General features: G+C 67.3%; 25 protein-coding genes and 1 tRNA gene. 8 read left to right on the forward strand and 18 right to left on the reverse strand.

Going from position 1 to position 22,113, the window contains the following annotated elements:
- The first annotated feature begins 22 nt into the window (after positions 1-22).
- A complete protein-coding gene (locus M5E06_RS20710; protein ID WP_252139797.1) occupies positions 23-952 on the forward strand; it encodes a histone deacetylase family protein in 930 nt (309 codons plus the stop codon).
- A gap of 43 nt (positions 953-995) precedes the next feature.
- Here the strand turns inward: M5E06_RS20710 and M5E06_RS20715 are convergent, their stop codons facing one another.
- The 3 genes from M5E06_RS20715 to M5E06_RS20725 all read right to left on the reverse strand — a co-directional run bounded on the left by M5E06_RS20715 (position 996) and on the right by M5E06_RS20725 (position 4,229).
- Entirely contained in the window at positions 996-2,723 is a 1,728-nt protein-coding gene (locus M5E06_RS20715; RefSeq protein WP_252139798.1) for a pyruvate, phosphate dikinase, read from the reverse strand.
- On the reverse strand, positions 2,720-3,256 hold the full coding sequence (locus M5E06_RS20720) for an NAD(P)-binding domain-containing protein (RefSeq protein ID WP_252139799.1): 537 nt from the start codon (positions 3,254-3,256) through the stop codon (positions 2,720-2,722). The genes M5E06_RS20715 and M5E06_RS20720 overlap by 4 nt, the downstream gene beginning before the upstream one ends.
- A 172-nt stretch (positions 3,257-3,428) precedes the next feature.
- Positions 3,429-4,229: an NUDIX hydrolase gene (locus M5E06_RS20725; protein WP_252139800.1), complete on the reverse strand. Its 801-nt coding sequence runs from the start codon at positions 4,227-4,229 to the stop codon at positions 3,429-3,431.
- Between the two features lie 198 nt (positions 4,230-4,427).
- Here M5E06_RS20725 and pyk point away from each other — a divergent pair, with 198 nt between their 5' ends.
- Positions 4,428-5,894: a pyruvate kinase gene (pyk, locus tag M5E06_RS20730; RefSeq protein WP_252139801.1), complete on the forward strand. Its 1,467-nt coding sequence runs from the start codon at positions 4,428-4,430 to the stop codon at positions 5,892-5,894.
- A 224-nt stretch (positions 5,895-6,118) separates the two neighbouring features.
- Here the strand turns inward: pyk and M5E06_RS20735 are convergent, their stop codons facing one another.
- The gene (locus tag M5E06_RS20735; protein ID WP_085084025.1) at positions 6,119-6,808 is read right to left on the reverse strand and encodes a GntR family transcriptional regulator; all 690 of its coding nucleotides are present in this window, start codon (positions 6,806-6,808) and stop codon (positions 6,119-6,121) included.
- Between the two features lie 149 nt (positions 6,809-6,957).
- Positions 6,958-7,617 carry a thiamine phosphate synthase gene (locus tag M5E06_RS20740; protein WP_252139802.1) on the reverse strand — a complete coding sequence of 220 codons (660 nt, stop codon included), beginning with the start codon at positions 7,615-7,617 and terminating at the stop codon, positions 6,958-6,960.
- 375 nt (positions 7,618-7,992) lie between these two features.
- Between M5E06_RS20740 and oxlT the strand changes: the two genes are divergently transcribed.
- Positions 7,993-9,300, forward strand: coding sequence for an oxalate/formate MFS antiporter (gene oxlT / locus M5E06_RS20745; RefSeq protein ID WP_252139803.1), 1,308 nt, complete (start codon positions 7,993-7,995; stop codon positions 9,298-9,300).
- A gap of 70 nt (positions 9,301-9,370) precedes the next feature.
- On the opposite strand, the gene M5E06_RS20750 is transcribed toward oxlT, so the two are convergent.
- The 4 genes from M5E06_RS20750 to M5E06_RS20765 form a co-directional block, all read right to left on the reverse strand.
- Positions 9,371-9,781, reverse strand: coding sequence for a flagellar basal body-associated FliL family protein (locus tag M5E06_RS20750; protein WP_109152820.1), 411 nt, complete (start codon positions 9,779-9,781; stop codon positions 9,371-9,373).
- A 195-nt stretch (positions 9,782-9,976) separates the two neighbouring features.
- Positions 9,977-10,858, reverse strand: coding sequence for a pantoate--beta-alanine ligase (gene panC, locus M5E06_RS20755; RefSeq protein ID WP_109156473.1), 882 nt, complete (start codon positions 10,856-10,858; stop codon positions 9,977-9,979).
- A gap of 184 nt (positions 10,859-11,042) precedes the next feature.
- Positions 11,043-11,207 (reverse strand): sugar tyrosine-protein kinase, encoded by a 165-nt coding sequence (locus M5E06_RS20760; protein ID WP_085084036.1) that lies wholly within the window; start codon positions 11,205-11,207, stop codon positions 11,043-11,045.
- Between the two features lie 198 nt (positions 11,208-11,405).
- Positions 11,406-11,480: transfer RNA gene (locus M5E06_RS20765), tRNA-Val, on the reverse strand.
- Positions 11,481-11,628: 148 nt separating this feature from the next.
- Between M5E06_RS20765 and M5E06_RS20770 the strand changes: the two genes are divergently transcribed.
- Positions 11,629-12,510 carry a DUF3108 domain-containing protein gene (locus tag M5E06_RS20770; RefSeq protein ID WP_252139804.1) on the forward strand — a complete coding sequence of 294 codons (882 nt, stop codon included), beginning with the start codon at positions 11,629-11,631 and terminating at the stop codon, positions 12,508-12,510.
- On the opposite strand, the gene M5E06_RS20775 is transcribed toward M5E06_RS20770, so the two are convergent.
- The 5 genes from M5E06_RS20775 to M5E06_RS20795 form a co-directional block, all read right to left on the reverse strand.
- Positions 12,455-12,718 (reverse strand): hypothetical protein, encoded by a 264-nt coding sequence (locus tag M5E06_RS20775; RefSeq protein ID WP_252139805.1) that lies wholly within the window; start codon positions 12,716-12,718, stop codon positions 12,455-12,457. The genes M5E06_RS20770 and M5E06_RS20775 overlap by 56 nt on opposite strands.
- A 401-nt stretch (positions 12,719-13,119) precedes the next feature.
- Complete coding sequence (locus M5E06_RS20780) at positions 13,120-13,815, reverse strand: HAD-IA family hydrolase (RefSeq protein ID WP_252139806.1); 696 nt, start codon at positions 13,813-13,815, stop codon at positions 13,120-13,122.
- A gap of 519 nt (positions 13,816-14,334) precedes the next feature.
- Entirely contained in the window at positions 14,335-15,192 is an 858-nt protein-coding gene (locus tag M5E06_RS20785) for a hypothetical protein (RefSeq protein WP_252139807.1), read from the reverse strand.
- On the reverse strand, positions 15,189-16,007 hold the full coding sequence (locus tag M5E06_RS20790; RefSeq protein WP_252139808.1) for a hypothetical protein: 819 nt from the start codon (positions 16,005-16,007) through the stop codon (positions 15,189-15,191). Before M5E06_RS20790 ends, M5E06_RS20785 begins: the two co-directional genes overlap by 4 nt.
- 235 nt (positions 16,008-16,242) lie before the next feature.
- Positions 16,243-16,800, reverse strand: coding sequence for a DUF6232 family protein (locus M5E06_RS20795; protein ID WP_252139809.1), 558 nt, complete (start codon positions 16,798-16,800; stop codon positions 16,243-16,245).
- Between the two features lie 304 nt (positions 16,801-17,104).
- Here M5E06_RS20795 and M5E06_RS20800 point away from each other — a divergent pair, with 304 nt between their 5' ends.
- The 3 genes from M5E06_RS20800 to M5E06_RS20810 are packed head-to-tail and all read left to right on the forward strand — an operon-like array spanning position 17,105 to position 18,172.
- The gene (locus M5E06_RS20800; protein WP_252139810.1) at positions 17,105-17,734 is read left to right on the forward strand and encodes a recombinase family protein; all 630 of its coding nucleotides are present in this window, start codon (positions 17,105-17,107) and stop codon (positions 17,732-17,734) included.
- Entirely contained in the window at positions 17,731-17,997 is a 267-nt protein-coding gene (locus tag M5E06_RS20805) for a hypothetical protein (RefSeq protein ID WP_252139811.1), read from the forward strand. Before M5E06_RS20800 ends, M5E06_RS20805 begins: the two co-directional genes overlap by 4 nt.
- A gap of 19 nt (positions 17,998-18,016) precedes the next feature.
- Complete coding sequence (locus M5E06_RS20810) at positions 18,017-18,172, forward strand: hypothetical protein (RefSeq protein WP_252139812.1); 156 nt, start codon at positions 18,017-18,019, stop codon at positions 18,170-18,172.
- Here the strand turns inward: M5E06_RS20810 and M5E06_RS20815 are convergent.
- Together M5E06_RS20815 and M5E06_RS20820 are read right to left on the reverse strand one after the other, a co-directional pair.
- Positions 18,162-18,674 carry a hypothetical protein gene (locus M5E06_RS20815; RefSeq protein WP_252139813.1) on the reverse strand — a complete coding sequence of 171 codons (513 nt, stop codon included), beginning with the start codon at positions 18,672-18,674 and terminating at the stop codon, positions 18,162-18,164. The two genes, M5E06_RS20810 and M5E06_RS20815, sit on opposite strands and share 11 nt — an antisense overlap.
- Positions 18,664-18,924 carry a DUF6626 family protein gene (locus tag M5E06_RS20820; RefSeq protein ID WP_252139814.1) on the reverse strand — a complete coding sequence of 87 codons (261 nt, stop codon included), beginning with the start codon at positions 18,922-18,924 and terminating at the stop codon, positions 18,664-18,666. The genes M5E06_RS20815 and M5E06_RS20820 overlap by 11 nt, the downstream gene beginning before the upstream one ends.
- A gap of 75 nt (positions 18,925-18,999) precedes the next feature.
- On the opposite strand from M5E06_RS20820, the gene M5E06_RS20825 reads away from it, so the two are divergent.
- The gene (locus tag M5E06_RS20825) at positions 19,000-19,425 is read left to right on the forward strand and encodes a hypothetical protein (RefSeq protein WP_252139815.1); all 426 of its coding nucleotides are present in this window, start codon (positions 19,000-19,002) and stop codon (positions 19,423-19,425) included.
- 622 nt (positions 19,426-20,047) lie between these two features.
- On the opposite strand, the gene M5E06_RS20830 is transcribed toward M5E06_RS20825, so the two are convergent.
- Both M5E06_RS20830 and M5E06_RS20835 read right to left on the reverse strand, forming a co-directional pair.
- Positions 20,048-20,428, reverse strand: coding sequence for a hypothetical protein (locus M5E06_RS20830; protein ID WP_252139816.1), 381 nt, complete (start codon positions 20,426-20,428; stop codon positions 20,048-20,050).
- A gap of 513 nt (positions 20,429-20,941) precedes the next feature.
- Positions 20,942-22,051 (reverse strand): RodZ family helix-turn-helix domain-containing protein, encoded by a 1,110-nt coding sequence (locus tag M5E06_RS20835; RefSeq protein WP_252139817.1) that lies wholly within the window; start codon positions 22,049-22,051, stop codon positions 20,942-20,944.
- Between the last annotated feature and the right edge of the window lie 62 nt (positions 22,052-22,113).

Below are 22,113 nucleotides of genomic sequence, written 5' to 3' on the forward strand. Positions count from 1 at the left end.
TTTCCTATGGGAGAGGCCGCCCGTGACCACCCTGATCTTCACCCATCACGACTGCTTCGCGCATGACACCGGCCCCGGCCATCCGGAGGCGCCGGAACGGCTGGCCGTGGTGTGGCAAGTGCTGGACCGGCAGGAGTTCCGCGATCTGGAGCGCCGGTCCGCCCCCGAGGCCGATGTCGAGCAGCTGTCGCGCGTCCATGAGCGCAGCTATGTCGATGCCGTGCTCGCCGCGGTGCCGGCCGACGGGTATCAGCGGCTGGACGGCGATACGCTGCTGTCGCCGGGGTCGCGCGGCGCCATCCTGCGCGCCGCCGGTTCGGTCTGCGCCGCAGTGGACGCGGTGCTGGCCGGCGAGGCGACCAACGCCTTCTGCGCGGTGCGCCCCTGCGGCCACCATGCCGAACCGGCCCGCGCCATGGGCTTCTGCGTCTTCAACAACATCGCCGTCGGGGCCGAGCATGCCCGCAAGGTGCACGGCCTGACCCGCGTCGCCGTGGTCGATTTCGACGTGCATCACGGCAACGGCACCCAGGCGATGTTCGCCGACGACCCCGACCTGTTCTTCGCCTCCACCCACCAGTCGCCGCTCTACCCCGGCACCGGCAATTCATGGGAGCGCGGCGTCGACGGCAACATCCTGAACCTGCCGCTGGAACCCTACAGCGGCTCCGTCGAGTTCCGCCAGGCAGTGGAGCGCGCCATCCTGCCGGCGCTGGAGGCGTTCCAGCCGGAATTGCTGCTGATCTCCGCCGGTTTCGACGCCCACAAGCGCGACCCGCTGGCCCAACTCGGCTTCACCGCCGAGGATTTCGAATGGGTGACGCGCAAGCTGGTCGAGCTTGCCGACCGGGTGTGCGGCGGCCGGGTGGTGTCGGCGCTGGAAGGCGGCTATGACGCGACCGGGCTGGCGGAAGGCTGCGCGGCGCACCTGAAGGCGCTGATGCGGGGGTGATGGAGGTATCGTGGGGGGATGATCCCCCCACAATCCTCGACGCTCAATCCGCCGCCAGCCCCACCCCGCACTCCCGCGCCCAGTCCAGCAGCCGGGCGGTCGCGCCATCCGGCGCCGGCCGTTGCAGGGCCGCGGCTCCCAGAACCACGGCGCCGTTGCTGCCGTCGATGGTCAGCAGGTCGCCGGTGCGGACCGTCACCTCACCGGCCCGCATCACCCCCTCTTCCGGGTCGATGCGCAGCCCGCGGGCGCCGCAGACGCAAGGGCGGCCCATGCCGCGGGCGACGGTGGCGGCGTGGCTGGTGAAGCCGCCGCGGGCGGTGACGATGCCGACGGCGGCCTGCATGCCGTGGATGTCCTCCGGCGAGGTTTCCGGCCGGCATAGGATCACCGGCCCACCGCCGCGCGACAGCCGCAGCGCATCCTCGGTGGTGAAGGCGGCGCGGCCGGTCGCCGCCCCGGGCGAGGCGGGAAGACCGGTCGCGATGGCGGCGGCCAGCGCCTCCGGCGTCAGGGTCGGGCGCAGCAGCTCGTCGAGCGCCTGCGGATCGACGCGGCCCACCGCCTCGTCGCGGGTGATGATCCCCTCCTCCGCCATGTCGACGGCGATGCGGACGGCCGCTTCGGAGGAGCGCTTGCCGCTGCGCGACTGCAGGATGAACAGGCGCCCGCCATCCACGGTGAACTCGATGTCCTGCATGTCGCCGAAGGCCCGTTCCAGCCGCTCGGCCACCCGGCAAAGCTCGGCATGGACCGCCGGCATGCGGCGCTCCATCGAGCGGTCCGGGTTGGGCTGGCTGGCGCTCAGCGGGTCGGGATCGCAGGTGCCGGACACGACGTCCTCGCCCTGGGCATCGGCCAGGAACTCGCCGCACAGGCCGGGCGCGCCGGTGGAGGGATCGCGGGTGAACAGAACGCCGGTGCCGGACTCCGGCCCACGGTTGCCGAACACCATCGCCTGCACCGTCACCGCCGTCCCTAAATCCTCCGGAACATCGTGCAGGACGCGGAAGGCGACCGCCCGCGGGTTCATCCAGGAGCGGAAGACCGCCGCCACCGCCAGACGCAACTGTTCCGTCGGATCCTGCGGAAAGGGACGGCCGCAGCGCGTCTCCACCAGCCGAAGGAAGCGCGGCATCAGGCTGCGCCAGTCTTCCGCCGTCAGCTCGCCGTCGCGCTGAAGCCCGCGCTCCTCCTTGTATTCGTCCAGCAGCGCCTCGAACCGGTGGCCGGGCACGCCCATCACCACGCAGCCGAAGGACTGGACCAGCCGGCGATAGCAGTCGTAGGCGAAGCGCGCATCGCCCGACGCCGCCGCCAGCCCCTGCACGGTGCGGTCGTTGAGGCCGAGATTCAGGATGCTGTCCATCATGCCGGGCATCGACACCGCCGCGCCCGAGCGGACGGACAGCAGCAGCGGCCCACCATCACCATCACCGGTGCCGCCGAAGCGCCCACCCGCCTGCCGCTCCAGCGCCAGGACGGCCTCATCAATCCGCTTCAGCAGTTCCGCCGGCAGCGCATCCTCCGCGCCCAGCCCGTGCCCGGCCTCCGCAGCGATGACGAAGCCCGGCGGCACCGGAATGCCGAGCGCCGCCATCTCCACCAGACGCCCGCCCTTGTTGCCCAGCCGCGCCATATCGGCCCGCCCGGCGACCAGACCGGCGGCAAGCCCGGCGCCGAAAGGGACGATCATGTCCGGTCCGGTCGCAAAGAGGCTGGAGGCCGGACGGCGCATTGGGGCGATGTCGGGAGCGGTGGAGGTGTTCATGATGTGCCCAACCTGGATTCAGCCGGCCCGTCGAAGGCCATCAGACGCAGCAGCCGGTGCAGTCCATCCGGATCGTCGCTTTTCCTGTCCGCCATCCTCATGTCCGCCATGCGGACCAGACGCGCCCGCTGCCCCGAACCGGGGCCGCCGGCACGGACGACGCCATCGCTAAACAGCCGCAACAGCGGTTCGGCCCGCGCACAGGCCGCGTCGCTGCCGCCGAGATCGATAACAGGATCGGTTCCGACCGGCGCATCGGCCAGCAGGGCGCCCAGATCGGCGAGCCGCGCGGCGTTGGCCGAAGCCTCCGCCGGCGGCAGGTCCGACAGGTCGATCACCAGCGCGCCCGGCGGCAGGGCGGCGGCAAAGCCGTCCTCGGCGAACAGGGCGGCCTCCACCGCGGGCGCATCGGGCAACAGCATCATCACCACGTCGCACGCGCCGGCCCGGTGGCGGAAGTCGCCGCGGCCATGGGGGTGGCGGTGCAGCCGGTGCCCGGCGTCGCGCAGCCTGTCCATGATCGCTTCGGCCATCTTCCCGTCCCCGATGAACCCGACATCCATTCCGCGATCCTCCCGCCTCAGCCCGAAGCGCCGTCGTTCGGCGCCGAGCGTCAGCATGGAGATTGATTGCGCATGTCGCATCGCACAATAGCACGTCTGCGCAATTTTCACATCGCGGAAACCGTACTGAACTTGCCTAATCTTACCCAAGCCTAACAGTTTGGGCGGAGGTCTCCAGTGGCAAAAAGCCGCAGCCGGCCGGAATCCGGAACACCGGACCGGCCGCCGTTTCCACCAGCCGCGGCAGGATCGGCGCCGGCAAGCCCTGGCCGGACACCGCCGCGGAGGCCAACGCACCACTGGCCATCGCCGCCGTCATGTCGGCACATACCGCCAGCCGCAGCAGGGTCATCCGCGTGGCGAAGACCAGCCGGCGCCGACCCGCCTCCTCCTCCGCCAGCAGGCGGCGCGGGGTGGCCCACAGCACGCCGACCGCCTCCCCGCCGTCGCAGACCGGCTCCTGCCCCTCCGGTGCCGGGGCAAGAAAGAACAGCGTGTCGAACCGGCGCGGCAGCATCTCCGGCGTGATCCAACGGGCCAGCACCGCCATGCGGTCGAGCGCGGGGGCGACTCCGACCCGCGCCAGCGCCGCAGCGAAGCCCTCCCCCGCCGCCAGTCCGCAGCGCAGGTCCGCCAGCGCCGAGGAGGAAAGCGGATCGCGGGTCGGCAGCATGCCGCACTCCTCCACGCATTCCCGCAAGGCCGCGACCCGGTGCGCGAGGTCGGCGGGCGGCTCCCCCTCCGGCCAGTGGACGCGCCACAGCGGGTGATGGTCCGCCGCCTCCAGCCGGCCGCCGGGGAAGACGGTGGCGCCGGGGGCGAAGCGCAGGCCGGCGTGGCGTTCCATCACCAGCAGTTCCAACCCGTCCGGGCCGTCGCGCAGCTGGATCAGCGTGGCGGCCGGATGGGGAGTAACAGGGCTTTGAGGCGCGGTTTCGGACATGCCCCAGTGTCGCCGACGGGCGGTCCGGCTGTCCATGTGCGCCGGGTGGAACCACTCTCACGATGCGGAATAAGGGGCGGGTGCCGTTTGACCGTCCGGCCTAGGACTTCCAGCATCCGGGCAACACCGAACCTCGCTCATCATCATTCGCCAGTCCCGCCCCTTTCGCAAAGGGCCGGGCGGAGGAAGGCTGTCGTCATGCCGTTTCACCGCAGCACAAAGATCGTCGCCACGCTGGGCCCCGCCAGTTCTTCGGAAAGCCAGATCACGGCCCTGGCCCGGGCGGGCGTGAATGTCTTCCGCCTGAACGCCAGCCACGGCACCCAGGCCGAACATGCGGAGCGTTACGCCCGCATCCGCGCCACCGAAAAGACGCTGGGCCGGCCGATCGGCATCCTGCTCGACCTCCAGGGGCCGAAGCTGCGGGTCGGGACCTTCGGGTCCGGGCCGGTGGACCTCGCCATCGGCGACCGCTTCCGCCTGGACCTCGACCGCGGGGCGGGCGACCGCCGCCGCGTCTGCCTGCCCCATGGGGAAGTTTTCGCCAGTCTGGAACCGGGCCTCGACCTGCTGCTGAACGACGGTCGCATCCGGCTGCGCGTGCTGGACTGCGGCCCCGACTTCGCCGAGACGGAGGTGGTGGCCGGCGGCACCCTGTCCGACCGCAAGGGCGTCAATGTGCCGGGCGCGGCGCTGGCGCTCAGCGCTTTGTCGGAGAAGGACCGCAGCGATCTCGCCTTCGGGCTGGAACTCGGCGTCGACTGGATCGGGCTCAGCTTCGTCCAGCGGCCGGAGGACATTCTGGAGGCGCGCGAGCTGATCGGCAATCGCGCCCATGTGATGACCAAGATCGAGAAGCCGGCCGCCCTGCCGACGCTGGACCGGATCATCGAGCTGTCCGACGCGGTGATGGTGGCGCGCGGCGACCTGGGCGTGGAACTGCCGCCGGAAGACGTGCCGGCTCTGCAGAAGAAGATGATCCGGCTCAGCCGCGCCATGGGCAAGCCGGTGATCGTCGCCACCCAGATGCTGGAATCCATGGTGTCGGAACCGACCCCGACCCGCGCCGAAGCCTCCGACGTCGCCAACGCCGTCTATGACGGCGCCGACGCGGTGATGCTGAGCGCCGAATCCGCCTCCGGCCGCTATCCGGTCGAGGCGGTGGCGATGATGGAGCGCATCGTCCGCCGGGTGGAGGGCGACCCGCTCTATCGCCGCATCATGGACGCCGACCATCCCAGCCCGGAGGCGACCGCCCCCGACGCGCTGACCGCCGCGGCGCGACAGGTGGCGGAAACCATCAGCGCCGCCGCCATCGTCACCTACACCACCACCGGATCGACCACGCTGCGCGCCTCGCGCGAGCGGCCGGGCGTGCCGATCCTCGGCCTCAGTTCAAACCAGGCGACGGCACGGCGGCTGTCTCTGGCCTGGGGTGTCCATGCCGTGCTGACCGACGACGTGGCGAATTTCTCGGAAATGGTCGGGCGGGCGCTGACCGCGGCGGCGGAAACCGGTATCGGCAGCTCCGGCCAATCGCTGGTGGTCACCGCGGGCGTGCCGTTCGGGACGCCGGGCAAGACGAATTCCCTGCGGGTGGTGACCATCGACGGCGACGACGCGCCGAAGGTGGAGACGGCGCAGAAGGAGGCGGTGACGGCGTAGTCAGGAGTGTAGGCAATGCGGCCCCCTCCCTAACCCTCCCCCGCTCTCAGCGGACCTACGGTCCGCCTGCCGCGTCAGCACAAAGCTTAGCTTTGTGCGAGAGCTTCGCGGGAGAGGGGACTGCCGCTGAACGTCTGCAAAGTTCCTACCCCCTCTCCCGCGGAACGCGGGGGGGGGGATGGGGAGGGGGCAATCGGTATGGAGTCAGATGACAGCGAGCGCGCTCACTCCAGGAAATCGCAATGCTTCTCCACATGCGCGGCCAGACCCATGGTGTGCTCGCGCACCAGCCGTTCGGCGAGGTCGGCGTTGCGCTCTTCCAGGGCCTTGATGATGGCGCGGTGGTCGTGGATGGAGCGTTCGGCCCGGTCCTCCTGGCCAATGGTCAGCTTGCGGATCGCCCGCATGTGGATGAACAGGTTGTCGGTGACGTCCTGGATCAGCTTCGAGCCGCTCAGTTGGATGATGCTCTTGTGGAAGGCGATGTTGGCGTCGGAATATTCGCTGACATGGTCCTTCGGGCTACGCTGCTCGAAGCTGCCGAACAGGTCCCACAGCTTGTGGATCTCCGCCGCCGGGGCATGTTCGGCGGCCATGCGGGCGGCCATGCTTTCCAGCGCCGCCCAGACCTGGATCATCTCGACGATTTCGGTCTTGGTCTTGCGGACGACGAAGATGCCGCGGCGCGGCTGCAGGCGGATGAAGCCCTCCTGCTCCAGCAGGGTCAGCGCCTCGCGGATCGGGGTGCGGCTGACGCCGAGCTTGTCGCTGAGCTGCCGTTCGTCCAGCCGGATTTCACGGTCATGGTCGTAGATGTCCATCTCCGTGATCGCCTGCTTCAGCGCGTGGTAGACCTGACTGCGGAAGGTGGTTCCGGTGTCGAGGGGCTGGACGTTGAGAGCGGGAAAGGTCATGGAGTGGATGTCCTCATGTCTCGCCGGCGGTCGCGGCGCACCCGGTCGGCCCCTTGCGCGGAGCCACCGGCCTTTTTTCGTATCCTACATACCAGATGCATGCAAGCCGTTGAAATGTCCAGGGGGACCGGCGTGAAACGCGCCTGAGCTTAACCATAGGACAATCCGGCTGTTTTGGCCGGCGCCAGCGCGGCCAGCAGCGGCGCCAGCGCTTGCGGGTCGCCGCGCATCGCCAGCCCCATCACAGCCACGCCCGCCGCCCCGGCCGCCCGGCATTCGGCCACCGCGCCGGGGTGGTCGATGCCGCCCAGCCCGATCACCGGCACGCCCATATTCGCCCATCGCCCTACCCACCTCCGCAGCCCCGCCGCACCCAGGCAGGGGCCGTAGCCCGGCTTGCTGGCGGACGGGAAGATCGGCGATAGGGTCACGTAATCGACCTGCCCCCTGCCCTGCTCTATCGCCCCGGCGCCGTCCGAGTCGTGGCACGACAGCCCGATCAGCGCCCCCGGCCCCAGCAACGCACGCGCCGCCGCCGGGTCGCCGCCGGACGGCAGATGCACCCCGGCCGCCCCGGCCGCCGCCGCCAGCGCCGGGTCGCCATGCAGGGTGACGCAGGCCCCCCACCGACGGGCACGTACCATCAGCGCGCGAGCCAGTTCCACACGTTCGGCATCGGGCAGGTCCTTGTCGCGCAACGACAGCCAGCGCACGCCACACGCGAACAGGCGCTCCGCCACCTGCGGCAACGGCTGCTCGACGAGGCGGCGGTCGGTGATGACCAGCAGCGGTGGATCAGGCAACGGCATAGGACGGATTCCTCCTGTTCAGCCGAGCATTACCGCAACGGCGTAGCGCTTTCGACCAGCCGCGAGACCCCGCTTTTTCCGGATCGTGGAATTCCAACGGATTCACATGGACAATTCGCATGCATGTCACTGCGTCGGCAAATGGTTCGTATTGACATAGTCAGTCAAACTGATGATCGTGAAGGCGGGCATGGGGCATTTGGCATGCCAGCAACCGCAAGTTGGTGGTGGAAGGTTCCATCCCACAGCCGTTTTCCCGGACCGGACACCAGAAACCAAGAACAGGGTCGAAAATACAGGTCCGGACATCCGAACAGAAGATGCCGAACAAGAGACGCCGAACAGAACATGTCGGGTGCATTGGGGAGGAAGGACATGGTGCGTGAGACGCACGGCAAAACGGCCCAGGCCGCACCCTGGGGCGGGCGCTGGATGCAGCTTGCCATCGGCATCGTCTGCATGTCGATGATCGCCAATCTGCAATATGGCTGGACCCTGTTCGTCGAGCCGATCGACGACAAGCATGGCTGGGGTCGCACCGCGATCCAGGTGGCCTTCACCATCTTCATCGTCACCGAAACCTGGCTGGTGCCGGTGGAGGGCTGGTTCGTCGACAAATTCGGTCCGCGCATCGTCGTGCTGGTGGGCGGCGCGATGTGCGCGCTGTCCTGGGCGCTGAACGCGGTGGCGGATTCGCTGGCGCTTCTCTATCTGGCCGCGGTGATCGGCGGCATCGGCGCCGGCGGCGTCTATGGCACCTGCGTCGGCAACGCGCTGAAATGGTTTCCCGACCGCCGTGGGCTGGCGGCTGGCCTGACCGCCGCCGGATTCGGCGCCGGCTCCGCCCTGACGGTCGTGCCGATCGCCACCATGATCGAGTCCTCCGGCTTCGAGACCACCTTCATGACCTTCGGCCTGGGCCAGGGGCTGGTGATCCTGGTGCTGGCCTGCTTCATGACCGACCCGCCGAAGATGGGATACGGCCAGAGCCGCGGTACGGCCGCCCCGCAGCGCCGCCACTATGCCCCGCAGGAGATGCTGCGCACCCCCGTCTTCTGGATCATGTACGGCATGTTCACCATGGTCGCCGCCGGCGGCCTGATGGTGACGGCCCAACTCGGCCCCATCGCCGCCGACATGGGTCTGGTCGAAGCGCCGGTCAGCATCCTGGGTCTGACCCTGCCGGCGCTGACCTTCGCCCTGTCGATCGACCGGGTGATGAACGGCATCACGCGGCCCTTCTTCGGCTGGGTGTCAGACCATATCGGCCGCGAGAACACCATGTTCATCGCCTTCACCATCGAGGCGGTCGGGGTGATGGCGCTCAGCGCCTACGGTGCCGACCCGGTGGCCTTCGTCATCCTGACCGGACTGGTGTTCTTCGCCTGGGGCGAGATCTTCAGCCTGTTCCCGGCCTGCTGCGCCGACACCTTCGGCTCGCGCTTCGCCGCGACCAACGCCGGCATGCTCTACACCGCCAAGGGCGTGGCCGCCCTGATGGTCCCTGTCGGCAATCTGATGGTGGAGGCGACCGGCAGCTGGCAGACCGTCTTCTACAGCGTCGCCATCGTCAATGCGCTGGCCGCCTTCCTCGCCCTGTTCGTCCTGAAGCCGCTGCGCGCCCGCTATGTCGCCGCGGCCAGCAGCGCCGCCCCGCGACTGACCACCCGGCTGGCCGACTGACCTCGTTCCACCACTCGCAGCAATGCCGGCCCCCGGATGCCGTCCGTCGGGGCCGGCGGCCTTTTCGGCCCTACCGGACCACCATGCGGTCCAGCAGGATTTCCTTCACCCGCACGCCGCGCAGTTCGCGGTCGAGCACGCCGGCGATGGTGCTCTTCATCAGCTTCGCCCCGTCGGCGCCGGTCAACTGCTGGGGATCGATCTGGCGCATCCGGTCGGACAGGCGGTCGGTGATGCGGGGGACATAGGGGTCGGCGACCTTGCCGTCCACCGACGGATCGATCTCCAGCAGGACCTTCACGTCCACCATCCGGGCATCGCCGCCGCCGAGGCTGAAGGTCATCATCGGCAGGGAGGCGTATTTCTTGTCGGGACCCGTCTGCGCCTGCGGAGCCGGAGCCCGGTTGCGGCCGGCGATCATGGCGCCGCCAGCGCCCAGCGCCGCCAGCGTCAGCAGGAGGCCGGTCAGAACAAGCGGCATCAGAGAAACCGTTTCCCCCTGCCGGTTGCGACGAACGAGCCGCAAGATCGCCTTTCCGCCCCCATCGCGGGGGTCCGATTCCCATCGGGACCATGCCCGAGGAAAATCATGTTAGGCGCGCAACAAATTCCGGTCAAATGCCATTGGACGCCCCGTTGGATGCCAGTGGGCCGACCGTCCTCATTCCCCGGCATGTCAACCGGCAGGAATCACCGGCACATTGTCGATCAGGCGGGCCTTGCCCATCCAGGCGGCGGCCAGCAGGCGGGCCGGACGGGTGACGGCGGTCACCGGCTCCAGCGTTTCGGCATCGCGCAGTTCGACATAGTCGATGGCGCCGAACCCCGCCTCGGCGATGCGGCCGCGGATGCCGGTCAGGGCGCCGTCGGGCTCCGCCCCCCGCGCCAGCGCCTCGGCCGCCGCGGTCAGCGCCCGGTACAGCTCCGGCGCGCGGGCGCGCTCGTCGGCGCTGAGATACGCGTTGCGCGACGACATGGCGAGCCCATCGGCCTCGCGCACCGTCGGCAGCCCTTCGACCCGCACGGGAATGTCGAGGTCACGGGTGAAACGGCGGATCACCATCAGCTGCTGGTAATCCTTCTCGCCGAACACCGCGACGTCGGGCAGCGCCTGCAGGAACAGCTTGGTCACCACCAGCGCGACACCGCCGAACATCTGCGGCCGGAAGGCGCCGCACAGCCCCTCCGCCGGGCCGCCGACCGAAATGGCGGTGGCGAAGCCCTCCGGATACATGGCGCGCACGGTCGGCGCATAGAGCGCATGGCAGCCGGCCGAGGCCAGCTTTGCGGAGTCGCCGCTCTCGTCGCGCGGGTAGCGGTCGAAATCCTCGTGCGGGGCGAACTGGGTCGGGTTGACGAAGACGCTGGCGACCACCCGGTCGGCAAGCTCGCGACCGCGCCGCACCAAGCCCAGATGCCCGTCATGCAGCGCCCCCATGGTCGGCACCAGCGCGACGGTCAGCCCTTCCCGCCGCCAGGCCGCGACCTGTGCTCTCAGGTCCTCCACCGTCCTCAGGATCGGCAACGGACTGGAGGTCTGGGCAGTGGTCGGCGTCATGGCGTCGGTCCTTGGCACAGCAAGATCGGGGGCACAGCGATATCGGGAGCGCAGCGAAACCGCGCGCTGGATAACCCGACGGACCGTTCCTGTCCAGAAAAGCTTTCCGCAGGACAGACTGTTGCCGGACCCTGAAGGTTCGGCATCCGCGGCGGGGAAGGTTGCGCCCCGCCGCGGAATTGGATCAGCGCTTAATCGTGATGCCGACCAGATACGCCAGGTTCGCCCAGGCCAGCAGCGTGGCCAGCAGGGCGGTGAAGGACGGGACGAAGACAACCGAACCGATGATGACGGCGAGCACAGCGACCAGCAGGCCGAGGGAGAGCAAAGCGATACGGGTGTCGTCCATCTGATTGGCTTTCCGAAGCGGGTGACAGGGATGGCCCCCCTAATACCGCATTGCAGCGCGCAGAGGGCTGATCTGCGTCAATCGACCGCGGATTCGCCAATCATATAAGCAATGCATAATGCATGTTTCGCGCGGCCCACGATTGCCGGTGCCGGAAAGCAAAAAGGCTCCGGACTGTCGTCCGAAGCCTTTTCGAGATGGTGGGCGCGACAGGGATTGAACCTGTGACCCTTCGCGTGTGAAGCGAATGCTCTCCCGCTGAGCTACGCGCCCAAACCTTGAAACTCTTTTGCGTCGCGGCCGTTTTTCGTCGGCCCCGCCGCTGCGGTGGGCGGGTTTCTACGGCCTTCCCCACCGGGTGTCAAGCACCAGATTCATCCCCATCTTAAAAAAGATCAGCCGACCGCAGGAGCCCCGGACCGTGCCCCAGCCCAGCCCCCGCCGCCTTCCCAATCCTGTCCGGGCAGCCCTGATGGCGGCCGGCCTGTCCCTTCCCCTGCTTCCCCTCGCCACCGCCATGGCGTCGGCGCAGCCGGTTAAGGCGACCTACCGTGTCTTCGTCGGCGGCATCACCGCGCTGGACGTCGAAGCGATGCTGGACGTGACCGGCGACCGCTACCGGGTCGAGGTATCGGCGGTGACCGGCGGTACCATCGGCCGCCTGTTCAGCTGGCGCACGGATTCGCTGACCGACGGCTATGTCCGCGGCGACGACCTGCGGCCGGCCAGCCACCGCCAGACCAGCCAGCTTCGTGGCGAACCGCGCAACGTCACCCTGACCTACGGGCCCCAGGGCGATGTCGCCGTCAGCGTCTCGCCGCCGCCGGAGAAGGACGATCGCGAACCGGTTCCGCCGGCGCTGCAGCGCGGCACTCTGGACCCGCTGAGCGCCGTGCTGGACCTGCTGTTCGCGGTGGGCGCGCGCGAAGGCTGCGACCGGTCGCTGCCGGTGTTCGACGGCCGCCGCCGCTATGACATGCTATTCAGCGAGGTGGGTCGGCGCATCGTCGACCCGTCGCGCTACTCGGTCTTCGCCGGCGTGGCCCAGCAATGTCGGGTGGCCTACAAGCCGGTGGCCGGCTATGCCCGGTCATCACCGGCCGGCCGTTTCTGGCAGCGCAGCGATCCGGCGGACCGCCCCCCGGTCGATCTGTGGCTGGCCCCGGTCGCCGCCGGCTATCCGCCCCTTCCGGTGCGGCTGGAGACGGACAGCGATTTCGGCAGCGTGGTGGTCCACCTGACCGGCGTCACGCCGCAAGCGGCAGACCGCCGGGCCGGTGCGATGCCGCAGCCGGCGCGCTGACCGCGGCGGCTGGCCGGACGCCGGCGGGCGACCGGGTGTCCAGGATCATGTCGGACGGCGTCACTCCGGCCCGCCGCAGAGCCTCCGTCAGCGCCGAGGCCGACGGCCAGAGGAAGCGGCTGTCGAGTTCCAGCAGCATGCCGTCCAGCAGCGCCGCATAGCCGCCCAGTTTGCCCATATGAACGATCCGAGCCATGCGAGAAACCATGGTGGAGTTCCTTCCCATCGGCCACCGCCGTGACGCTGGCCGGGCGGCGGCATGTTGCGCCGCCGCCCGACCCGCAACCGGCAGGTTCTTGATTGCTTGTTGTGCCTGCCGGTTGTGGCCAGCGTCAGCAGCAGGATGGTGGCGATGAAGGTCAGCGGACCGACCATCAGGGCATCATCCTGCATCATGGCGCGTCCTCCCCCGGATCGACGTCCTGTCGCCCGGCGAAGCCGGATCGACCCTAACAGCTTAGGGGCTTTACCGAGCCGGCACGCGGGTCCTGAGGGATACCGCTGCTGTCCAAAAGGATAGTATCAGTGTATGCGACCGTCCGTACCGCGTCCGGTACCAGCCCCTGCTCAATCGGCGTCGTTCAATCGGTGGCGCTCGATCGGCGCCTTTCAATCGGCGGTGGCCAGCCGGAGCAGCCCGTCCGGCAGATCGGCGAAGCGGTCCAGGATCAGGTCGGCGCCCAGTTCCTCCACCGGCATGCGGGGATAACCGTAGCTCATGGCGACCACCGGCACGCCGGCCGACCGCGCCGCCTTCACGTCGTTGGCGTTGTCGCCGACCATCGCCGCCCGCGCAGGCGCCGTCCCCGCAGGCATCAACACGTCCAGCCGCTCCAGCACCCAGGTCAGATGGCGCCCGTCCGGCTTCTTCACCGCCAGCGTGTCCCCGCCGGCCACGGCGCCGAACAGCCCCTCCAGCCCCAGCACACCCAGCAGTTTCCGGGTGATCCGCTCCGGCTTGTTGGTGCACAGCCCCAGCCGCACACCCCGCCCGGCCAGCGCCTCCAGCGTTTCAATGACGTCGGCATAGAGCACCGGCGGCTCCGCATCGTCGTAATAGGTGTCGAGATAATGGCGCAGCACCGGCTGCACCGCCTCGTCCTCCAGCGGCGCGCCCGTCGCGGCGAAAGCCTGGCGCACCAGCATCGCCGACCCGTCGCCGACCATCGTCCGCACTTGCACCTCGGTCAGGGCCGGGCGGCCGAACTCGGCCAGGGTGCGGTTCAGCACGCGCGTCATGTCGGGCGCGCTGTCGATCAGCGTTCCGTCGAGATCGAAGACGAGCGCCTGGAAAGGAAACGGCATGGAAAGCCCCGCGATCAGCCATCGGTTTGACGATGCCCCGTCGATACCACGGTCCGGCGGCAGCCAACCACCCGCATGGGGACAACCCAGGGCCGACGACAGCCGGCGATTGCCGACACTCCTGACGAAGCGCCTATTCCCGACGTCCGGCGCAGCAGCCAGCGGGCGGCGGCGTGGATCTTCAGCCGGAACTGAATTACGGGCTCTCAAAGGGTGGGGAGAGTTACGCGCTGGCTTGACCGGAGCGCCAAACAAGAAACTTCCATCGGCACACCAACGGACCGTGCCCGATCGGGCATTTCAAACGCTTCAACTATTTGGGAATTTCAATGGCTTGGCGCCTGCCAAGCAATATGGCGGAGGGGATGGGACACGCCGCCACATGCCAAAACCGTTTGTTTCCAAGGGCTTGCGTCAGACCCAAGCGCGCCTTTGATACAGACGTTTAATACAATACTCCTTGGGGGGCCGAAATGCCAAGATGCCGTAATAGGCTGGCCCAATCCGACGCCGATTCGCTCACCAGTCCCATCCCGCCGCCCGCAACACGGTGTCGATGCGGGGGGAGCGGATCGGCGTGGGGGTGAGACGCACCGGGTCGGTTTCGTCCGTGAGATATTTCCACTCGGCATCCCAGGCGTCGCGTTCGGCCGAGGCGAAGTCCCAATGCATGTGGGCGCAGGCGAACGCATCGCTCTCCCACAACGCCACCAAGGGGCAATAGAGGCCCGCCAGCAGGGCGATGCGGTCGATGCGGATGTCCAGCGTCACCGACCGGCCGTAATCCCCCTCCTCCACCACAAAGCGGACACGGCCGTCCTGCACGAAGACGTGGAAATCCACATACCACCCCTCGACATCCATGAAGAGACTGCCGAAGCTGCCCTCGGCCAGCCGCTCCAGCCAATCGAGAAGGGCGGGAACAGGGTCATAGACCTCGCTGATAGAAAACTCGATGACCCGCTCCCCGGCGCGGATCGCCGTGTCGATCCAGCCGACCTCGGGGAGCGCATAGGTCACGTCCAACCGGTCCACGGCGACGGTCGGACCGGGAAAGCGCCAGTCGAGTTCATAGGGGGAATGCCAGCAATCCGCCGCCGCGTCACGCCCCCAGCCCTCGCGGTAGGCCGAGTTGTGGAAACATTGGTTTGGCACAAACGATTCGCCCGGCTTGGTGCGAACCACATAGTCATAAAGCTCGACCAGTTCGGCAACCGACAAGCCGCGCTGCGCCAACACCGCCCGGAACCCGTCCGCGTCCTCGGTGCTTTCTTCCAGATGCCAGCCGTCCCGGCCAACGATGCGCGCCGCAAGAAGCCGGACAGTTACCTCCCGCTCGGACAAGTCGAGCTTGCCCCTGTTGTGCGGTTTGGTCACAGCGTCTTCCCAAGGCAGTCGGGGTGATCGGCAAGCGTCGCGTCGATACGGGCCGAGCGGACGGAGTAAGGGATGTAATCGGCGGCCGTCAGACCGCTGGAGCCGACCGCCAGATCGAAATGCCAGCGCCGCCACCCCTCGTTCAGCAACGCATCGCTTTCCCACATCGCAACGAGCGGACGGTAGAAACCGGCGATCAGGGCCAACCGGGGAATGCTGACATCAATCGGGGTGAGCCATTCCTCATCCAGCAGCGACACCACGAGGCGGACACCCTGGTCGGCGGGCAGGACATGCAGTTCGGTGTATTCGCCCTCGCGGTCGATGGTCAAGCGGGGATGCTCGCCGTCGAGCACCCGTTCCAGCCAGGGCGTGATGTCCGGGATCGGATCCCAGGTGTTGCTGACCTCGAAGGTGACACTCTGCCCGCCCGCCGCGATGGTGATCGGCATCCAGAAGGCGGCGGGAACCTCGTAGCGCACGTCGATGCGGTCCACCGGCAGGGGCGTGCCGGGGAAGGACGCCACCGCCTCGCCCGGTGCCCGCCAGCCGTCGATAGCCGGGTCGAAGCTCCATCCGAAATGCAACGCCGTCTCGTCGAGGATGAAGTCCGGCAAGGACATGGGGCCACGCCGCAGGAACGGCGCAATCTCCACCACCTCGGCCACCATACCCTCGTCGGCGAGTGCGGTGGTCAGCGCCGCAAGGTCGCCGCGATAGTCGCGTAGGAACCACCCCTCCCGTCCAGCCGGACGAACGCCATAGAGGCCGCCCGGCGCATCCTCAGCGGCGTCCTCGGTATCCTTCTGGTCCATCGCCTCGCTCCACCGAGAACACCTTCATCACGTCGAACTCGGCGGCGCCCGCCTCGGGCGCTACCACAAGCAAACCCTTTTTTCCGATAGCTTGCAGCAGACCCGAGCGCGCTCTTGACCCAAACCTTTGATCCATTGCGCGGGGCCATGCTGGGGGTGGCAAGGTCTGGTGTCGTGCGGTTGCCGCAGCGCACGGCACCTTCCTTGGTTTCACCGCACCGTGGCGTGATCGGCGTCAGGAATTGGCAAGTGATGGGGAAAACTCATGGTTACAGTAGCGGCACACCACGGCCGCCGCTTTGATCGTTTCAGCGCAGCGCGGGCAAATCTTGGTGTCGTCGGTAGGCGGTGGTGCTGGAGGATGAACATCGGCGGCGGGACGGACCTCCCTCGCCGACGCCATCGCCTTCTCGATGGCGCTGCGTATTCCAGAGAGCGCGGAGCGATCTGTCGAGGTAAGGGCCTGTCGGTCACCCGACGCAGTTGCAAGGGTAAGGGCGTATTCGGGAGGGCGTTTTGAATGCTGGACAGCAGGAATGCACAGTAACGCCCCCACCAACATCATGCCAAGGCTCATGCCTCCGCCTCCCCCCAGCGCGGCAAATAGCCCAAGGACCAGCAATCCGCCTCCGATGAACGCTAGAAGTGCAGCCCCGCCACCGCCGGACTTCGGGATTTCTGCAATTCGCACCGAACCAATGGACTGCACCGCATAGGTGGTGCCCGCGATTTCAACGAGCGTCGTTGTCACGCGAGTGCCGCCGGAGGAATAGATAACATCAGTCTTGTTCATCAAAACACCCTCGACATAACGGTGTATGCGACAAAGAAATTCGCCTCAAAGGCGTGCTTGCGACAACTTAATTGATTCCTCTCCCTTTTGTCCACGGACGCCGAGCAGAACCAACGGGTTCAAGCTCCGGTCAAGCTCCGGGTCTGACGGATTGGCACACCTACCTTGATGGCTTTTTTGCTGGTTCAAAATGGGTATGCCCTTCGTAAACCAGCCGAAGGCCGGTTCAACAAATACCATTTGAATAACCAAAATGAACCATGGTTATATGAACCATCCAAAGTGAACCGGATGGCACACCACCATGTTTGTCAGGGCTTACCTCCGCGCCAGCACCACCGAGCAGGACGCTACCCGCGCCCGCGACCAGATCGCCGCATTCGCGGCCGAGCGCGGCCTGACCATCGCTGCGACCTACGTCGAGAACGAGTCTGGCGCGAAGCTGGCTCGGCCGGAATTGTTTCGCCTGCTCGCCGACAGCCAGCCCGGCGACTTGATTCTGGTCGAACAGGTAGATCGCCTCTCTCGTCTGACCGCCGACGATTGGTCCCGTCTTCGGGCGGAACTCGACCAGCGGCAGATTCGGGTGGTGGCGCTGGACCTTCCGACCTCGTGGATGTTTGCATCCCAAACTGATGATTTCACCGCCCGCATCGCCGGGGCGGTGAACAGCATGCTCCTCGATATGCTCGCCGCCGTGGCACGGAAGGACTACGAGGACCGGCGCCGCCGCCAAGCGCAGGGACAGGCGAAGGCCAAGGCGGAAGGGCGGTATCGGGGGCGCCCGGCCAACGAGAAGCGCAACGCCGGGATCGCGGCGATGCTCGCCAAGGGGGTGACGTATTCGGAAATCCAGACCACCACCGGCGCGAGCCGCGCGACCATCGCGAAGATCGCTGCCAAGCAGAAGGTCATTGCGGAGACGGGTAAATGAGGGTTTTCCACGAACCGTTGCCAGTCGATTTGGCCGTGATCATCACCAATTCGATGGCCGAATCGCTCGACGATGATGCGAACAACTGGCACGAACAACATACCGTGCTGCTCGCCATGCTGGTCGAATGCCTTGCGCTCGGCGCGGATCGCCGCGAACTGAACTGGGACGCCCGGCACCACCTCGACTGCTACGTCAGAGCCGGGTTGTTGGACGAGTGCCCCCACCGACCCGGAGCTTGCCGCCCGTCTGGTCGGTGGTAGCATCGACCTGACTGCCGCCATGACAACCGCCGCCGGGCTGGTCGCGCCCGGCGGCGGCGGTAGCCATGGTGTCGAAGAGTCCGTTCATCGGCGCGGTGGCGGCAGTTGGCGTGAAATCACGGCAGGTGCGGCACCGGCGGTAGGCAATGCGGCAAGCACGTTCATCAGTTTTTGATCACGTGTTTGCCGGTGATGGTTCCATCGGCCGCCGTCCGTGTGAATAGCTTCCGACCTGACAAGGTGGTGGTTCCAACCACCCTTCCGTCTGATGTGTAATGGATAATTTTATTGCCAACTCGTTTGGACCGACCAACCAATTCACCCTTCGCTCCGAAGTGCAGCACCTCGCCGGGCCGGGGCGGGATCACGACGGTCATGCCGACCCGCTCGGCGGCCTCGCGGATGACGACCTTCCACGAGTCATCACCCTCGGCGATGGCCGCGCGGTAAACCGCGTCGGCCTCGCGGCGGCGAGCATTCTGCACGGCGAACTTGGCGGACTTCACCGGTGCTGGTGCGTCGCTGGCAGCCACCGTCTGTGCGGTCTTGGACGCCGCCGCCATCGTTTTGTTGCGCCGCTCCAGCGCAGCCGCCCGGCGGGCGTTCCCGGCTTTCGCCGCGTCGGCGTCTTCCGCCAACCAAGTGAAGTCCACCACGTCCAGATCGTCAACGCGCATCGGTCGCCACCCGGTTCGTGATTTCCGCAGCCAGCGCCATGCGCACCCGCGCCAGCGCGGGAACGACGCGCGCCGCTGACCCCAACTCGTCCAATCGGGCGGCCAGCCGCAAGAGCGCGGCCAACGACGCGCGGCGCGGCTTGCACCGTTTCGAGTAACCGGGCCGTTGTCCCAACCATTGGTCAAGTTCGGCCAAGGACCGAAGCGCGCCCGCGTCGGCGAGAACTTCGTAAGTTTGGTGTAGTTCCATGGAAATTACCTTCCTTACTAAATAAACATGTTGCCACGAAGGTGGCCTCCTATTTACTATGGCGGAGAAGAGCAAGTGGATTTGTGGATTCTTGAAGACCTGGGTTTTGCGCGATGCGGGCGGGATGGCGTCAAGATTTTCGACCCGCTCTTCGTTTCGAACGGGGTGATGACTTCCGAGTTGGTGCGACGCGAGTTCATGTTGGAGCCGGGCCAGGATCGGCAAAACTGGGTCTTCCTCGGCGCGCACGTCACGGCGACGCGCGCGATTGCTCAGCGCCGATTGGTGAAATACGAGTTCATCAGCGGCAACGACGGATGGAAGATGCTGTTCGACGCGCGGCTCGACCGCGACAGCGGACTCGATGCGCGGCGCAGCCGGATCACGTGGGTCAGCGACCACGGGTGTGACCGCCGGGACAAAGGCCAACAGGCCAGGGTCGAACTCAACAACTGGTTGGCCGATGCGCTCGGCGACGAAGACACGAACTCGGGCCGGTAACTGACCGGCTTACATACTCGCCAGGGGTTATCGCGGCCGACCCCAGCCGCAAAACGCGACCGGAGCTAAACGGCACGACCGGCTCGCATGAGTGAAGGCGACACGAGCGGGCGGACTTGTCAAGGAATGCTACGGCCCCTAGACAACAGTAACGGCTCCCGGCGACCACGAACAATGGTCGGAACGGCTTGAAGAAAGACGGTGGCAAGAACGTTGCGAGTTCTCCACCGGCCCCGGCGCGGTCCTTCCGTCGCTGCGATCCGGGGCGCTTCGCGGCACAAATACATGTGCCGCGATAACCGATACTGCAAATTGCAGAGAGATGGGCCACGGGGTAGGTCACGGGTATCCACCTACCAACATTTCCGGGCTGACGGAACTTCGACACCGATGTAACTCCTCTCCCCTCCGGCCGCGCATACGTGTCGCGGCAAGGGGGGGGAGAATAGGCATCTTCTCCCGATGTCCCGGCCAATAATTCTTCGAGATGATTGTTCGCCACGGGCGAACGCGGCAAGGTTTCTGCGGATGAAGCGAGCGGAACGCGAGCGAAGACCGCCAGAAACCGCAGGCGCGGACGGCACGTGTCGCGCCAAGCGACACGTGGTTACCCGGACAGAATTTACCAGATGAAAGGCATGGGCAGATTCATCACCGACCCACCCGCGTCTCGTTGGTGCCGTTCCTCCGCGATTTGGCGTAGCCCGACCACGAGCTTGAATATTTCTTCCCCGCCCCGCCGGGCCAGCGCCAATTCCACGAGGTCATCTGTGTTGAAATCGAACGTCAGGGGCGCGGACATGTCGGGCAATACCTGTGCGCCGGGCCAGCGGCGCCGCACCACCCGCGTGACTTCCTGTCGGTCGAGCCGGTCGTCATGTAGCACCACCAGCCAAGCCGAGTCACCGACCACCACCCCGCCGAAGCCCACGTCCAGCCACCTGCGGGACTTGCCCGCTTCGCGGTCGCGGACATCACGCAATGCCCGACGCAAGGCCGCCACCGCGTTCCTCAGCCTGCCCGGTGGGTGGGGTAACGGCACCACGACCAAGCTGCGCTGCACCAGCCCACGGCCCCACCGCGAGCACGCGCGCCATGCCCGGTGCTGATGTGTCCTGCCGCACCACGAGCAGCCCGCCGACCCACAGCGCCAAGGCCATGTGCGGGCCGCCGCCGGATCGCCGCGACGGCCCAACCGGGCCACCATACAGCGTTCCAGCCGCTCAGCTACGTCGTCCCGCCCTGCTGCCGACCGAAGTGTCGCAATCACGTCGATCTGCCTCCCGGTCGCCACCGCCATCTCAGCGGCCGTCATGCGCCGCGCCCGGCGCGGAATGATTATTTCGTCCATCTAATAGTTAGTGGCGGCAAGTGTGAGTCGGACCTCCCGCCAGGAGGAATAGTGGTGCGAGCCAAGCAGGAAAGCCCTCGGCCATGGCGGGCGTGAAGCGCATTTTACCGGCAGAATACCCCACCAAATTACAGGGCTATTTTACCGGTAAAATCGGTCACGAAGTCAGTAGGTCGTCAGCGCGGCGCCCAGCACGTTGATAGCCGGGTTGAAACTGCTGATGGTCATGGTCACGCCATCCTTGGCCGAGAAGCCGCCGAAGGTGCCGTTGATCGTGGAGCCGTTCATGTTGGTGCGCGCGTTCAGGGACGTGCCGCTGGCTTCGCCGTCCATGAAGGAGGTCGGGCTGTAGCGGTTGCCGGACAGCGACAGGCTGGCGGCGTTGTCGCCGACCTGTCCGACGCCGTTCCACTTGGAGAAGCTGATTTGCAACGCCCCGCTCTTGAGGCTGCTTTCGAGCGTGTCGGCGTTCAGGCCGGTGCCGGTCAGGTCGAGCGCGAAATTGTTAGCGTCCCGGCCGTTGTTGGCGAAGGCGAAGTTGAAGGTCTGGGTGGACACCGGCGGCTCGGTGCTCTGGTTCAGACCGTAGACCGAGCCGGTCGCCGTATGGGTCGAGACATCGCCCGCGAACGGGGAGGTCACGGCGCCCGCCCTCAGGGTCGCGGCGTCGCTGTCGCTCACCTGCACGGCCTTGTAGCCGCCATCGGTGGTCTTGGTGACGGGAAGCGCGTCGGTGATGGCCTTGGCCTGCTGTGCGGAGTCGGCGGACGCCGTGGAGGCCGCGTTGCTCGTGTCGGTCGGCGTTTGGATGGCCGACGCGGTGGGCGCGGTCGCGGCGCCGCCGCCCGTCGCCTGGACGGCCTGCGTGGTCTGGGTCGGGGTGACGCTGCTCGCCGTCGCGGCCTTCTGGTAGGCGCTGGTGGCGCTGGCCGCCGACACGCCGCTGGCCGTCGCCGCACTGGACGACGGTTGGGTGGCGGTGCTGGACGACGTGGTGGCAAGCTGCTGGACGATGCCGCCATTGAGCGCCGTGCGCGAGTAGAAGACCGGGATGTGCGCGGTCGTCGTGCCGCCCGTCGCCGTCGACGACGAGGCGTTGGGCGCCGGATCGGTGATCGTCTTGGCCGAGGTGGTGTTGGTCGGGCTGCCCGAGCCGGTGACGGTTGCAGTCGCGCCGTCGGTCGGCGCCTGCGGTGTCGCCGTCGCGGGCGAGGCCAGGGAACGCCGGGAGAAGAACAGCGGGTGGCTGGCGGTGGCGGCGTTGACGGTAGTCATGGCGACTTGCCCTCGGTGGAAGCGCCATCATCCTGCCGGAATTCTACCGGGTCAGAAACTCG

This window comes from Azospirillum sp. A1-3 (genome assembly GCF_023806445.1).
Taxonomy (GTDB): Bacteria; Pseudomonadota; Alphaproteobacteria; order Azospirillales; family Azospirillaceae; genus Azospirillum.

What these genes read in the sequence shown, in the direction of transcription:
- M5E06_RS20820 (WP_252139814.1), bottom strand. Translation starts at nt 18,924, where the DNA reads ATGGAACTACACCAAACTTACGAAGTTCTCGCCGACGCGGGCGCGCTT.
- panC (WP_109156473.1), bottom strand. Translation starts at nt 10,858, where the DNA reads ATGACGCCGACCACTGCCCAGACCTCCAGTCCGTTGCCGATCCTGAGG.
- M5E06_RS20740 (WP_252139802.1), bottom strand. Translation starts at nt 7,617, where the DNA reads ATGCCGTTGCCTGATCCACCGCTGCTGGTCATCACCGACCGCCGCCTC.
- M5E06_RS20780 (WP_252139806.1), bottom strand. Translation starts at nt 13,815, where the DNA reads ATGCCGTTTCCTTTCCAGGCGCTCGTCTTCGATCTCGACGGAACGCTG.
- M5E06_RS20795 (WP_252139809.1), bottom strand. Translation starts at nt 16,800, where the DNA reads ATGAACAAGACTGATGTTATCTATTCCTCCGGCGGCACTCGCGTGACA.
- M5E06_RS20790 (WP_252139808.1), bottom strand. Translation starts at nt 16,007, where the DNA reads ATGGACCAGAAGGATACCGAGGACGCCGCTGAGGATGCGCCGGGCGGC.
- M5E06_RS20735 (WP_085084025.1), bottom strand. Translation starts at nt 6,808, where the DNA reads ATGACCTTTCCCGCTCTCAACGTCCAGCCCCTCGACACCGGAACCACC.
- M5E06_RS20805 (WP_252139811.1), top strand. Translation starts at nt 17,731, where the DNA reads ATGAGGGTTTTCCACGAACCGTTGCCAGTCGATTTGGCCGTGATCATC.
- M5E06_RS20835 (WP_252139817.1), bottom strand. Translation starts at nt 22,051, where the DNA reads ATGACTACCGTCAACGCCGCCACCGCCAGCCACCCGCTGTTCTTCTCC.
- M5E06_RS20750 (WP_109152820.1), bottom strand. Translation starts at nt 9,781, where the DNA reads ATGCCGCTTGTTCTGACCGGCCTCCTGCTGACGCTGGCGGCGCTGGGC.
- M5E06_RS20810 (WP_252139812.1), top strand. Translation starts at nt 18,017, where the DNA reads ATGACAACCGCCGCCGGGCTGGTCGCGCCCGGCGGCGGCGGTAGCCAT.
- pyk (WP_252139801.1), top strand. Translation starts at nt 4,428, where the DNA reads ATGCCGTTTCACCGCAGCACAAAGATCGTCGCCACGCTGGGCCCCGCC.
- M5E06_RS20775 (WP_252139805.1), bottom strand. Translation starts at nt 12,718, where the DNA reads ATGGTTTCTCGCATGGCTCGGATCGTTCATATGGGCAAACTGGGCGGC.
- M5E06_RS20715 (WP_252139798.1), bottom strand. Translation starts at nt 2,723, where the DNA reads ATGAACACCTCCACCGCTCCCGACATCGCCCCAATGCGCCGTCCGGCC.
- M5E06_RS20720 (WP_252139799.1), bottom strand. Translation starts at nt 3,256, where the DNA reads ATGGCCGAAGCGATCATGGACAGGCTGCGCGACGCCGGGCACCGGCTG.
- M5E06_RS20815 (WP_252139813.1), bottom strand. Translation starts at nt 18,674, where the DNA reads ATGCGCGTTGACGATCTGGACGTGGTGGACTTCACTTGGTTGGCGGAA.
- M5E06_RS20800 (WP_252139810.1), top strand. Translation starts at nt 17,105, where the DNA reads ATGTTTGTCAGGGCTTACCTCCGCGCCAGCACCACCGAGCAGGACGCT.
- oxlT (WP_252139803.1), top strand. Translation starts at nt 7,993, where the DNA reads ATGGTGCGTGAGACGCACGGCAAAACGGCCCAGGCCGCACCCTGGGGC.
- M5E06_RS20760 (WP_085084036.1), bottom strand. Translation starts at nt 11,207, where the DNA reads ATGGACGACACCCGTATCGCTTTGCTCTCCCTCGGCCTGCTGGTCGCT.
- M5E06_RS20725 (WP_252139800.1), bottom strand. Translation starts at nt 4,229, where the DNA reads ATGTCCGAAACCGCGCCTCAAAGCCCTGTTACTCCCCATCCGGCCGCC.